Origin of the sequence: Phenylobacterium sp. (assembly GCF_036723115.1) — a bacterium.
Classification (GTDB): Bacteria; Pseudomonadota; Alphaproteobacteria; order Caulobacterales; family Caulobacteraceae; genus Phenylobacterium.
This window is the reverse complement of sequence record NZ_DAIMHV010000020.1, coordinates 17,120-28,993: the sequence shown is the minus strand read 5'-3', so window position 1 is coordinate 28,993 and position 11,874 is coordinate 17,120. Positions and strand designations below refer to the sequence as shown.

The following is an 11,874-nucleotide window of genomic DNA, read 5'->3' as shown; positions in this document are numbered from 1 at the left end:
GAGGTGGGAAGGGGGAATTTTAGTCTCGATCCTCGGAGGATCGGTCGACTTCGGGGCAGCAGAGATCTGCGAGCCAAATGATATCCGGCCCGCGCTCCTCGCCACTTTTCTGGGGACGCGGGATCTGCTCGCGCATCGCGAGCTCTACGGCAATCTCAGGCGAACAGCGGCCGCTTGTCCCACCATCGATTGTAAAAGTGCCGGTCGACGGGTAGTAATTTAATCGACCATTCTTGTAATGATTGCCATTAGGTCTTTGCCATATGCAGCCGGCTTCTCGAGATAGCTCGAGAAACTTTGCCTCTCGCCAATCCTTGCGTCCCATATTGCTCCTGATTATAGGTATTGATCAGAAATTATTCTTCTCGCGGGTGTCGTGCATGCCATTGTTGGCCTTGGAATGGGGCGCCGAGCCGGTCCCGATGGAGCAGCCGTGGCCCTACTGGCTGAGATCATCGTCGATATGCGTCTGCGAGATCCGAAGACGGGATCGCGGCGAGCCACGCATTAAAGCTATGGTCGCTGAAGGCTCTGGTGAGCCGAAGTGCGGTTTTATCCCCCATCCCCAAGATCTCGACGTCAACTGCGCCGCCATATAGCGCATCGAGGACGTTCAGGAGGTCGGACGTGAAAAAGGAGATCTGGCCCTCAGGGCCATAAATCTGTGCGGGCGGATACGCATCTCCATTGATGGCATTAAGCACGATGGGTTGCGCAACCTTGCCCCGCTTCCCCAACGAAAGCAGGGCGTTCCCCGCATCCCAGCGCACCAGTCCAATGCCGCTTCGTAGGTCATCTTCGACGAGCTTCAGGGACAGCACGTGACGGTGGTCGCTGGCGAGGTCGATCTGCTGGCGCGCCCGAATGACAACATCGAGAGTCTTGGGATCTTGCGGCTGCGCGGAATTCGCCGCGTTGAAGGCGAAGCCGACGTCACCATTGGTAATCACATGCAAGTCGCCAAGCCTCGACCACCGAGGCCGGTGTGTCACTAGCATGTGTTGGTCGGCGTATTTTGTTCGCCGCATGACGGTCATGAGATGAAGCGCGCGCACAAGCGCCTTTGCGTCTTGGCGCCCAATCGCGAACCGTAGCCCCTTCAGGCCTTGAGCTTCGACCTCCGCGGTGCAACTCCGCAGCGCGATGCGCGCCGCGCCATCTTCAACGTGGACCGCCGCGAAATCTTGCCGCCGAGTCACTGGAAGCTCGGCGCCGCTCGCCTTGAGGCGGTCAAGCTCGCGCCCCACGTGGCGGGTGGAGGCCAGAAGCAGCTTCAATGCGCTTGCGAGTTGCGCCGCATCGAATTCGACCCCCTCGAAGATCGACTGGGCCCAGACGGGCGAAGGGTCTGGCTTCACGGGCCGGACGGGAATGCGAACCGGGTGGGTCCGCGCGCCTTCGGAGGTCTCATCGAAGAACTCCCAAAGCCTATCCTCCGTCGACAGCCTGAAGGTCAAAGGCTGTCCGGATGAACCGCGGCCCGGTCGATCTCCAGATGCGGCTAGCAAGCTGTCGCTGATGTGGGCCAGATGTTCGTATGTGATCGAAAACGCCTTTGGCTCCAAAGCCTCGACCTGTGCGGGGATTGTGGTCCAGCAGGTGGCACCCGACTTCCGCTGTACGATCTTCAGGCGGCCGTGCTCGAGCACAAGCAGCGCCCTCGGCTTTGAGCGCTGGGGATGTAAGGCGGGCGGCGTTGACGAAGCCTGCGGACCTTTCGGTAAGCGCGCGTGTCGAATGATGCTCACCGCATCATCAAGGTGCCAGCGTTGGGCGCTCACCGTCCCGTCCGTTGCGCCCACGTAGCGGCGAGGGGGCTTGCCCTTAACCAGTGGGTTTGCGAGCACACCGTTGATCTGGTCTCGGAGCAAAACCAGGCTTTTGCGGTCAGAAGCATAGAGCTCCTTTTTGAGTCTGCGCATGGGCTCCTCGACTGGGCGCCCGCAGCCAATGGTCGAGCGTCCTGTATATAGTGAAATCCAGGCACATCGATTGAGCGGGCCGACCCATCGCCGGATTCGGGAGGTGAACCGTGGCGAGTTGGCCACAGAAATATCGGCCAGAGACGCTCGGCGAGCTTGTCGGAGCCGCAGCTTTCAAGATGGCGATCTCGCGTGCCGCCGCATCGGGCGAATGGCCGTCATTACTGCTTCATGGGCCGAGTGGGAGCGGAAAGACCACGCTCGCGCGTCTTTACGCGAAGGCGGTGGTCTGTCGTGCAGCGAGCGCCCCGAGGCCGTGCGGAGCTTGCAACAACTGCCTCAATCTCGATGGCTGCGGGGCGGTGCTGGTGCAGCCCCCGGAGCGCCAGACGCGAACCAGCATTCGTGGGCTCCTTGAGCACTTGGCCATGCCAAGCTTTGGAGGTGCTTCGCGCAGCGTTGTCCTGGTGGACGATGCGGATGATCTTTCGGGCTGGCAGCTTCTTCGCGGGCCGTTGGAGGCGCCGTCACCGTCAGCGATCTTCATCTTTGCGCTGGATGACATTGAGCGTGCGGCGCTGGCGGTGAGAGACCGCGTAGTTGTCATCGCGGCGCCTTCCCCGACCACCATGGAGGTCCACGAGGCGTGCCGGCGCGTATGCCACGGTGAGGAGCTGGGATACGGCGATGATCTGCTTTGGAACATCGCCGAACAATCGCTCGGCTATCGTCAGGCAATTGGTCTCCTCCAGGAGCTTGCCTCAGAGGCATCCGAGACCGGGTGCGCCCCTAGTGAGCTGCTTGCGAGACGGCGGACTTGGCTTGAGGACTATCTGTGGGCGCTCGGACGAGGTGATCTTCGAGCGCAGCTGTCGGCTCTTGAGCGGGTAGGTGAGAGCCCTCGATCCGTCGTGGCTCAACTCCTCCGCGCTGTAATAGAAAGCCGTCTGGGCCCAATTGCGCCGCCTCAGGCGGGGGCCCGCCAGGCCGCCGCCTCCTCGCGTCGGTTGAGAGAGCCCTTTCTCGCAGCGTCAAAGGCGGTTGGCCTAAGCCTGCCTCAGTTCTGGCGCGAGTTCTCGAGCTTCTGGACAGCGGCCGGCGAGCCTGCCAGCACCGAAGCGTTGCTTGCACTTGCCAGCGAGTTTTGGGACCGGTCAACCGAGCGGAAAGACACCGGTGCGGTGTCGCCTGCGCCAGTTTCCCCGCGTCCCGTACAGCGCCATTTTCCAAACGATCGGCGCCAGCCTCTAGTCCAGGCCGACGAATTCCTGAGCTTTGAGCAGGTCAGCGGGCTCTATGAATCGTCCACATTCGCGATGCAGGTCTACGGCGTGACCTTCAACGCGCAAATCGACATTGTTTGGGCGGAGGACGCCCGCGACATCAGTCGCCACATTGACCGCTTTAGCCATGCGCTTCAGCGAAAGATTGAGGCGGCGGACTCGCCTGGGGGCGCGCAGAAGTTCCTCCGGATCCTCCTGAACCGGATCGATAACAGGGGCCGTCGAACCACGCGCATTGTCTGTCACGTACCGATCGGTCATGGCAACGCTTTGGCGCGCTGGGTCGAAGGTCGACGACTGCCCGGACGAGCCGAGCTCACGCGCAAGCCCGTGAGCGCCGGCAGAAGCCGCCGCGTTGAGATTCACTGGGAGCTCATGCGCGGGCTATGGGGCGGGCTTGATCCGAGGATCGAGCATGGAGATCAGACCATGCTTGAAGCGCTTGGGGTCCCGGCAGAATGGCAAGCTCCCGTCGGCGCAGCTTTCACGAAGCGCCGTTTCTCGGTCTCGCAAGCAATAGGCGACAAGGCCCAAGCGCTACTCGTTCGGCTCGGGATTGGGCACGACTCAGCGGTCGGCGATGGTGCGCTGGCTTGGTTGGATAGCGGCTGGGAGCTGTCGGCGCGCGAAGCGTGGCGGGCCGCAGGCGTCGATCGGGCCGCCGAGATAGCAACCCTAAATATGCAACATTCCCCAAACGACATCGATCTCGCGAGAGATAAGATCGAAAAAGTATTAAAGTTACAAACGCATAGGAGCGGTCTTGTAGCGCCACCCTGGTCGGTCGAGGCTGACGCCCGGGATGCCGTGAGCCAGAAGTTTGCCGAGATAGGCTTGTTTGATGACGAGTTATGAGACCCGTCGTTGCGGCATCATCAGCTTTGGCTGTTGCGGAGGAGGGCGGCCAGGTCGCCGAGAACAGCGTCGACCCATGCACGGCTTTTGCCCTGCGGGTGCATTGTCCAATAAAGAACGCCGCCAGTGGGGAGCTGTCGGACCCAGGTCTGGTCCGCGTTAGGCGTCAGCGGCCCGCACTGCAGATCTCCGAACGCCTGCACGCCCGTCGTCTGCAACTGACTGCCGGAGACACACAGCAGGAGGTCGGGACGCAAGCTCGCCATTTCGCACCTTAGTTGCTCCACATTGAGCGCTCGCAATTCAGCGTCAGCATCTGACGGTGCGGTTGCCTTGTCCGACGAGCAGAGTTTGGAGAGGTTCGTCCAAACGATCCGCTCCCGCCGCGCCATTGCCGGCCGATCCGGTTCAATGTCCTGAAGGATGCGGTCGATCAGGCGCCAGAAGGCGCTTTTGATGTTGTGGTCCAACACGACCTTCCGCGACCATTCCGCCGCCTCGCCCGGGCCAGCGAAGCGGAGCGCCTCATCGTATCTTGGAGCCACGCCGCAGTAGACGATGCGCCGTCCGTGCGCGAAGTAGCGATCGCCGACGAAGGGGACGAAGGGGTCGCAGTAACCATGCCGGCGCGCATGATGCAGAAAGGCCTCGTAATTCCGACCCATGAGCTGGACGCCGGTCAGGGGCGAGAGTTCGTCAGGCCGCGGCATTCGGGTCTCCGAGCGACAGGCGTTGATGGCAGTATTGCTGATTGATCTCATCCAGGGGGATCAACATGCGGATCTGATCCTCCGTGCGCCTTGACACAGCACTGTTCTCGACGCCCGCGATCTCAGAAATGATCCAGGCGAGTCCCATAACGCGCTGCAATTCGACAACTGCCGGCTCCTCCCCCTCCCACGCATAGTAATGGACAGAGCCCTCAACCGCCTGTTCGGCCGTCGCCCCAAGGCAGTTGCTGAATCGGTCTGCCACGCGCAGCAAATCTCGCAGGCCGCCCACCGGCCTGAGATCTGCCACGCCCGGCCAGGGCGGTTGAGGGAAGTGGATGTCGACTCCCGCCCGCACGAGCCGTTCGAATATCGAAGATCGGCGACTACATAGGAACGCTTGAGCTTCCGCGTCGGAGGCGAGCCGGCCCTGCGCTCGCAATGTCCGAACGATGAGCAGAGCGGTGCTCGCCTCCTGAAACCTCATCTCCAGGACCGCCGAGACCCGCGCCCAATCGGGTAAGGCGTGAAGCCGTTCAATCGCCTCGAAAGTCGGGACTTGCGTGTGGCGCAGGGTGGCGGCCCCAACCCCGTCATCACGGAGAATGGCGATCAGCTTGACATAGGCTCCAGCGCTCTCGGCCCTTTGCGCCCCGAGCCGGTGGAATATGCCCTCAAGGCCTCGAACTGGCTCGCCAAGCCATAGACCGACGAATTCAGTCGGTTCTAGGCGGTTGAAGCTCTCGCGGAGCGCGCCAAGATCCACCTCTCGGTCAGGTTGATGGCGCAAAATATCGAGCACCGCGAGAAGCGCATGCTGACGTGACCATGACCCCAGTACAAATCGGCCTTCTAGCTGTGCGTCGTTGAGGACTCGGCGCGCAGCTTCGCGGTGCGGTTGAGCTAGGAAGTTGGCTGCTGGCCCTAACAGCCATTCGCGCCTTACAGCGTGATCGCCGGGATGCTCCATCGGATCGCCTTTCGCGTCTGAAGGACCATCGATCTAGCCTAGCCCCACGTCATGGACGGGCGTCTCTGCGGGCGCCGGAAGGTCGCCCTAGGGACGAGTGACCGCCCGACCAAGCCCAGGAACGTCGCAACCGCCATGGGCAGCCTCGGTTGGGCTGGGCGAACCTGCCATCGAGGTGAGCGACTGCCATAGCAGGAAGCACCTTCGACCGGCGCCACACGCCCTTGGCAAGCCCGAGCGATGCCGTAAGTAACGCGGGCGCTAGGCGTCGGTCAGCAGTCGTCGTGCGCCCTCGGCCAGGAAGCCCGAGCGTGTGTAACCGCGCGCCTCGGCGGTGCGGTCGATCTCCTGCAGCAGATCTTCCGGCAGCGCGATATTGACCTGGGCCACTCGCGGGGGACCAGCGCTCGCCAGCGATACCAGCAGAGGCATGCCATCTCGCGCCTCGGTGACGGCCATCACCTGGTCCATTGTCGACGGCGTAGGGATCGCGTCGCTGTCGCCCCTTATGACCGATACGTGGCCATCCAGGGCTGCACGCGCCATGGCGGCGGCCTCTCCCAAGGTGGCGCTGGCTGTCACGCAGGCGGGAAAATCGGGAAAGTAGACCCCATAGTCGCTGTCGGGATCCTTATGGATTAGGGCGGTATGGTAGCGCACGGGCCTTGCCTCAGCGTAGCAGTATGCGCGCGATACACATCATGGCACGCACCATTGCGCCTTACGGCCGCTCCAAGCCTGCGCCAGGCCCTCGGCCACCAGGATGTCGCCGGCGTCGCGGCCGTCGACCTGTAGATCCCGCAGCAGGCGGCCGTAGCGGTCCGCGTCGCGGTGCTCACCGGGCGGCCGGTGTAGGGTGACTCGGTCGGCGGCGCGCACCATCTGCAGCAGGCGAGCCTTGGCCGCCAGCGCCAAGCGTACCTCGCGATCGCAGGCCGCACGCGGCGGCAGCTCCGGCGTGTCGATTCCGGCCAGGCGCACGCGCTCGCCAGTCAGAAGGCGCACCGTATCCCCGTCGTGGACGTAGAGCCGGGCGCCGTCGACGAGCTGGCCGGCCGGGGCGCGGTGTTGGGCGGGTGCCTGCGCCGGCGCACCGCAGCCGGCGGTGAGGATCAGGGAGAGGGCGATCAGGTGGGGGACCGAGCGCATAGTTTGGGGTTACACCTGTTCGGGTATGGCGTCAGGCTGACTGACCGCTGGGCTGCGTTGCACGATCGGAGGGTTAAGGGTTACAGATCGTCGCTAGTGGCGAGGTGGAGATGAAGCAGGATCGAGTTTTAATTTCCATCCTAATCCTCGGGCTCGCGGTGGTGCTGGTGCTTCAAGTCACCGGTTATCAGGTATTGTATTGGCAATCGACTATCCCAAGCGGGCACTCGCAAGCGCCGCGACCAGGGGAGTTGACCCGCTTGCCGAGTCGCGGAGAGGCTTTGCGCTGTCACTACTTCACGGGCAGGACGCACGTCTCAGACGTATTTTCGAAGGCGGGCCCCGACGGGATAGACGAATGTCCTCTGCTCGTTAGGACCCGTCGCCCTTCAGGTTGACCGCGCGTTGAATCTGAACGCCGAGTATGCCGGAGCCTTCAATGTCAGACACGGTCCGCCCGTAGCAAGCCTCAAGGTGTCACCGCCGTGGACGTCTAGGCGGGCGCCGTCGACGACTTCCGCTGACGCCGAAGAGCATCCGATGCGCAGCCCGATCAAGAGCGTCGGTGCCATACGCTGACAACCGGGGCTTGCGCTTCTGGCAGATTGAACGCCAAAATCATGCACCTTGGGGGAGGACAGAATGTTCAGGATACTCAGTTTGGTCGCCTGCGGGCTGCTCGTTACTGGCTGCGCGACGACCTACAGCCTGAGCCCCGTCGCTGGTGAGGGGCAACAGGTCACTTACGATCGGGGGATCGCGACCGTGGCCTCCGAAGGCGAGAAGGCGGTGGTCCGCGTCGCTCCGACCGCAACCGTCTTCGATGCGCGCATGACGCTGGGCGTCGTCGCCTACAACCTCTCGGAAGAGGGCGTGAACCTCGGCGTCGAGAACGTCCGCGTCTTCACCGCGGCCGGAGCGCCGGTGCGCGTCTACAGCTACGAACAGTTGGAGAAGGAGGCGAAGAACGCTGCGGCCTGGCAAACGTTCGCTGTCGCGCTGTCGGCCGCCTCACAGGCATACTCTGCCTCTCAGCCGACGACTGTGAACACGTACGGCTCGGTCTATGGCAGCGGCGGCTACGCCTCGTACAGCGGTCATACCACTGTCTACAATCCGGCGAATGCGGCGCTGGCGAACGCTGCCGCGCAGGCGCAGGCTGACCGGCGGATCTCGAACATACGCGCTGATCTCGATGCGACGCTCGCGGGCCTTGGAAGCGTGATGCTCCGAACAACGACCGTGCCGCCGGGACAAATCTTCGGAGGGAACGTCGTCGCTGAGCGCCCCGTGTTCGCGAAAGACGAGGCTCCGCGTCTTAAGGTCGTTGTCGATTTCGCGGGCGAGGAGCACGAGTTCGAGTTCGGCGTCGGCCCTGGCTAGACGAATTTCGTCCACACCTTATCTGAATAAAAGATCGGAGCGAGCCAACGCGGCCCGGCGGAAATGCCGGCCGTGTTTCACACGCCTGGGCGCGGCAGCGCGGGCAGGCGCGGCGGGAGAAGCGCGTGACCTCTCAGATCCCCGTGTGGGCGTCGCCCAGACGCTGGCGTAACAGCCGGGCGATCACGGCCTCTAGATCCACCTCGGTGGAGAAGGCGTAGGCATCGCAGCAGCACTGCGCGCCCCAGCTGGCATGCTGGCGGTATTGGTTGAGCGGCACGCCCGGGTCATCGGCCGGCTGGGCTACGAGAACCGACCTACCGAACACCGGGCCCAGGAGGCACGTGGTCGTCCTCACCGACGGTTCCGATGACGGGCACGTAGGTGCCGGGGAAGCAAGGTGGTGGGGGCAGGGGTGAGCGTGCTTTATGCCCAGACAAGAACGCCATGAGAACATCCGGGGCGATGCACTGCAACGGGCGAGGCACAGGACGGACAGCGCCGAGCTGTTTCTGGGGAGTTTTCCGGGGAGCAACTCAGGCCAGATTGCCTAAGTCCTTGAGAAAAATGGTGGATGCGACAGGGATTGAACCTGTGACCCCCTCGGTGTGAACGAGGTGCTCTCCCGCTGAGCTACGCATCCGCCGGAAGGGGTGCGCCTATAACGCGTCGTTTCGCGCAGGGCAAGCGGTCAAGAGCCGCAAAGCCGCCGCGGGCAGGTCGAGATAGCTGTGGATGAGTTCGTCCGGCGCCAGATCGGCCACGGGGATCTCGGTGTAGCCGAAGCTCACCAGCACCAGGGGAACGCCGGCGTTGCGGGCCGCGCCGGCGTCCGGGGCGGCGTCGCCCACCATGAGGGCGCGGTCCACCGCGCCGCCGGCCCGGGCGATGGCGGTCTCCAGGTGGCGGCGGTCGGGCTTCTGGGCCGGCGCCTGGTCCGCCCCGACGATGGCCGCGAAGTGCCCGCTCATGCCCAGGGCGTCCAGCAGGTTGGTGGAGAGATCGGTGCGCTTGTTGGTGCAGACCACCAGGCGCGAGCCGGCCGCCGCCAGGGCCTCCAGCGTCTCCACCACGCCTTCGAAGGGGCGGCTTTCGTCGGCGATATGGGCGTTGTAGCGGGCGATGAAGCGCTCGAAGAGGGCGGGCATGGCCTCATCGGCGATGGGGGCGCCGGCCGCCGAAAAGCCCCGCTGGAGCAGGAAGCGCGCCCCCCGCCCGATGAAGGGGCGGCCGTCCTCCAGGGGCAGGGGGGCGTGGCCCTCTTCCTGAAGGATCACGTTCAGCGTGCCCACCAGATCCGGGGCGGTGTCCACCAGGGTGCCGTCAAGATCGAAGGCCAGGGTGGCGCCGGCCAGGGCCGACAGGTCGAGGCCGGCGAATGTCGGATGGGACAAGGGGTGCAGCCTCCTGCGTCGAAACCTGTCGCGGTTTCGGCTAAACGCCGGGAGATTGCAAACGCCGTCCGACTCGGGGGAGCCCCAACGCCATGACCGAACGCGCCGCCGTCATTCTCGCCGCGGGCCAGGGAACCCGCATGCGCTCGCCCCTGCCCAAGGTGCTGCACAGGGTCGGGGGGCGCACCATGCTCGACCGCGCCATCGATGCGGTCCAGGGGGCCGGATGCTCGCGGGTGGTGGTGGTAGTCGGCGCCCATGCGCCGCAGGTGGGGCAGGCCGTCGCCGCCCGGCTGGGGCCGCAGGCGGTGGCGGTGCAGGATCCGCCCCTGGGCACCGGCCATGCGGTGCTGGCCGCGCGGCCGGCTCTGAGCGACTTCGCCGGCGACCTGCTGGTGATCAACGCCGACTGCCCCATGCTGGAGCCCAAGGATCTGGAGCCCTTGTTCGGCCTGCGCGCCCAGGGGGCCGACATCGCCCTGCTGGCCTTCGAGCCCGTCGACCCCGCCCTCTATGGCCGGCTGATCCGCGGGGGCGACGGCCACGTGCTGCGCATCGTCGAGGCCCGCGACGCCAGCGAGGAGGAGCGCTCGGTGCGGGCCTGCTATTCGGGAATGCTGGCGGCCGACGCCTGCCACCTGTTCAACTGGCTGGACAAGGTGGGCAACGACAACGCCAAGGGGGAGTATTACCTCACCTCCGTGGTGGCTGTGGCGGTGGCCGAGGAGGCCAATGTCCGCGCCGCCTTCGCGCCGGAGAGCGCGGTGATGGGCGCCGACGCCCAGGTCCAGCTGTCGGTGGCCGAGGGCCTGTTTCAACAGCGCCGCCGGGCCCACTTCCTGGCCGAAGGCGTGGCCATGCCGGCGCCGGAGACGGTGCACTTCTCCTGGGACACCGAGATCGAGCCCGGGGCCACGGTGGAGCCGTACGTGGTCTTCGCCCCAGGGGTGAAGGTGGCGACGGGGGCGGTCATCCGCGCCTTCAGCCATCTGGAGGGGGCCAGCGTGGGGCCAGGCGCCCTGGTCGGCCCCTATGCCCGCCTGCGTCCGGGCGCAGAGATCGGCGCGGCCGCCCATATCGGCAACTTCGTCGAGGTGAAGAAGGTCAAGGTGGGGGAGGGCGCCAAGGCCAACCACCTGGCCTATCTGGGGGACGGAACCGTGGGGGCCGGCGCCAATATCGGGGCCGGCGTGATCTTCTGTAACTATGACGGCTTCGACAAGCACGAGACCCATGTGGGGGAGGGGGCCTTCGTCGGCTCCAACACCGCCCTGGTGGCCCCGGTGCGGATCGGCGCCGGCGCCTATACCGGCTCCGGTTCGGTGATCACCCGCGACGTGGCGCCTGACGCCCTGGCCCTGGAGCGCGCCGTCCAGACCGAAAAGCCGGACTGGGCCGCCCGTTTCCGCGCAGCCCGGCTCGCCCGCAAGGCGAAGTCGAAGGCTTGAGTCCGGCCCCTGGCCTTCGGCGCGCCCGGCGCCTATGAACAGAAACAGCTTGGCGCGAGACGATCACACATGCCCATGGATGCTGACGCACAGAAGAAGGCCGCAGGCGAGGCCGCCGCGGCCCTGGTGGAGCCGGGCATGGTGGTGGGCCTGGGCACCGGGTCCACGGCGGCCTGGTTCGTGAAGGCCCTGGCGGCGCGCCAGATCGACATCCTGGGGGTGCCCACCTCGCTCGCCACGGCCCAGCTGGCCGAAAGCCTGGGTCTGCGCCTGGGCGAGCTTGGTCCGGTGAAGTCCATCGACCTCACCGTGGACGGCGCCGACGAGATCGGCCCGGCGCTCGCCCTGATCAAGGGCGGCGGCGCGGCCCTGCTGCGCGAGAAGCTGGTGTGGGAAGCCTCCCGTCGCTGCGTGGTGATCGCCGATGGCGCCAAGCAGGTGAAAGCGCTGGGCCAGTTCCCTCTGCCCATCGAGGTGGTGACCTTCGGACACGAGACCACCGCCCTGCGCCTGTGCGACGCGCTCGCCGAATGCGATCTGGGCGTGGCGCCGCGGCTGCGAATGAAGGACGGCGTCCCGGTGCGAACCGATGGGGGAAACCTCATCTATGACGCAGCCTGCGGTCGGATCGAGGAGCCCGCGGCGCTGGCCGATGCGCTGAAGAGCGTCACCGGCGTGGTCGATCACGGCCTCTTCCTCGACCTGGCCGATCAGGCCCTGGTGGGGACGCCGCAAGGCGTCGTCACCCTGGAACCCTAAG

Annotated in this window: 11 protein-coding genes and 1 tRNA gene; 4 read left to right on the top strand and 8 right to left on the bottom strand. The window is 65.2% G+C overall.

The window, feature by feature from the left end:
• Positions 1–452: 452 nt before the first annotated feature.
• Positions 453–1,922 carry a hypothetical protein gene (locus V7D28_RS04195; RefSeq protein ID WP_333586106.1) on the bottom strand — a complete coding sequence of 490 codons (1,470 nt, stop codon included), beginning with the start codon at positions 1,920–1,922 and terminating at the stop codon, positions 453–455.
• Between the two features lie 179 nt (positions 1,923–2,101).
• Here V7D28_RS04195 and V7D28_RS04190 point away from each other — a divergent pair, with 179 nt between their 5' ends.
• Positions 2,102–4,060 (top strand): AAA family ATPase, encoded by a 1,959-nt coding sequence (locus V7D28_RS04190; protein WP_333586105.1) that lies wholly within the window; start codon positions 2,102–2,104, stop codon positions 4,058–4,060.
• Between the two features lie 20 nt (positions 4,061–4,080).
• Here V7D28_RS04190 and V7D28_RS04185 read toward each other — a convergent pair whose 3' ends face one another.
• From V7D28_RS04185 to V7D28_RS04170, 4 genes are all read right to left on the bottom strand, one after another.
• On the bottom strand, positions 4,081–4,770 hold the full coding sequence (locus V7D28_RS04185) for a hypothetical protein (RefSeq protein WP_333586104.1): 690 nt from the start codon (positions 4,768–4,770) through the stop codon (positions 4,081–4,083).
• Positions 4,757–5,740: a hypothetical protein gene (locus V7D28_RS04180; RefSeq protein ID WP_333586103.1), complete on the bottom strand. Its 984-nt coding sequence runs from the start codon at positions 5,738–5,740 to the stop codon at positions 4,757–4,759. Before V7D28_RS04180 ends, V7D28_RS04185 begins: the two co-directional genes overlap by 14 nt.
• 261 nt (positions 5,741–6,001) lie before the next feature.
• Positions 6,002–6,400 carry a type II toxin-antitoxin system HicB family antitoxin gene (locus tag V7D28_RS04175; protein WP_333586102.1) on the bottom strand — a complete coding sequence of 133 codons (399 nt, stop codon included), beginning with the start codon at positions 6,398–6,400 and terminating at the stop codon, positions 6,002–6,004.
• Between the two features lie 39 nt (positions 6,401–6,439).
• Complete coding sequence (locus V7D28_RS04170; protein WP_333586101.1) at positions 6,440–6,889, bottom strand: thermonuclease family protein; 450 nt, start codon at positions 6,887–6,889, stop codon at positions 6,440–6,442.
• 642 nt (positions 6,890–7,531) lie between these two features.
• Here V7D28_RS04170 and V7D28_RS04165 point away from each other — a divergent pair.
• Entirely contained in the window at positions 7,532–8,272 is a 741-nt protein-coding gene (locus V7D28_RS04165; protein WP_333586100.1) for a hypothetical protein, read from the top strand.
• Between the two features lie 133 nt (positions 8,273–8,405).
• Here the strand turns inward: V7D28_RS04165 and V7D28_RS04160 are convergent, their stop codons facing one another.
• The 3 genes from V7D28_RS04160 to V7D28_RS04150 all read right to left on the bottom strand — a co-directional run bounded on the left by V7D28_RS04160 (position 8,406) and on the right by V7D28_RS04150 (position 9,666).
• A complete protein-coding gene (locus V7D28_RS04160) occupies positions 8,406–8,552 on the bottom strand; it encodes a hypothetical protein (protein WP_333586099.1) in 147 nt (48 codons plus the stop codon).
• Positions 8,553–8,840: 288 nt separating this feature from the next.
• Positions 8,841–8,915, bottom strand: a tRNA-Val gene (locus V7D28_RS04155).
• Between the two features lie 16 nt (positions 8,916–8,931).
• Positions 8,932–9,666: an HAD-IA family hydrolase gene (locus V7D28_RS04150; protein ID WP_333586098.1), complete on the bottom strand. Its 735-nt coding sequence runs from the start codon at positions 9,664–9,666 to the stop codon at positions 8,932–8,934.
• A 92-nt stretch (positions 9,667–9,758) separates the two neighbouring features.
• Between V7D28_RS04150 and glmU the strand changes: the two genes are divergently transcribed.
• Positions 9,759–11,114 (top strand): bifunctional UDP-N-acetylglucosamine diphosphorylase/glucosamine-1-phosphate N-acetyltransferase GlmU, encoded by a 1,356-nt coding sequence (gene glmU / locus V7D28_RS04145; protein WP_333586097.1) that lies wholly within the window; start codon positions 9,759–9,761, stop codon positions 11,112–11,114.
• 75 nt (positions 11,115–11,189) lie between these two features.
• Entirely contained in the window at positions 11,190–11,873 is a 684-nt protein-coding gene (rpiA, locus tag V7D28_RS04140; RefSeq protein WP_333586107.1) for a ribose-5-phosphate isomerase RpiA, read from the top strand.
• Position 11,874: the final 1 nt, after the last annotated feature.

What these genes read in the sequence shown, in the direction of transcription:
- glmU (WP_333586097.1), top strand. Translation starts at nt 9,759, where the DNA reads ATGACCGAACGCGCCGCCGTCATTCTCGCCGCGGGCCAGGGAACCCGC.
- rpiA (WP_333586107.1), top strand. Translation starts at nt 11,190, where the DNA reads ATGGATGCTGACGCACAGAAGAAGGCCGCAGGCGAGGCCGCCGCGGCC.
- V7D28_RS04165 (WP_333586100.1), top strand. Translation starts at nt 7,532, where the DNA reads ATGTTCAGGATACTCAGTTTGGTCGCCTGCGGGCTGCTCGTTACTGGC.
- V7D28_RS04170 (WP_333586101.1), bottom strand. Translation starts at nt 6,889, where the DNA reads ATGCGCTCGGTCCCCCACCTGATCGCCCTCTCCCTGATCCTCACCGCC.
- V7D28_RS04180 (WP_333586103.1), bottom strand. Translation starts at nt 5,740, where the DNA reads ATGGAGCATCCCGGCGATCACGCTGTAAGGCGCGAATGGCTGTTAGGG.
- V7D28_RS04195 (WP_333586106.1), bottom strand. Translation starts at nt 1,922, where the DNA reads ATGCGCAGACTCAAAAAGGAGCTCTATGCTTCTGACCGCAAAAGCCTG.
- V7D28_RS04185 (WP_333586104.1), bottom strand. Translation starts at nt 4,770, where the DNA reads ATGCCGCGGCCTGACGAACTCTCGCCCCTGACCGGCGTCCAGCTCATG.
- V7D28_RS04190 (WP_333586105.1), top strand. Translation starts at nt 2,102, where the DNA reads ATGGCGATCTCGCGTGCCGCCGCATCGGGCGAATGGCCGTCATTACTG.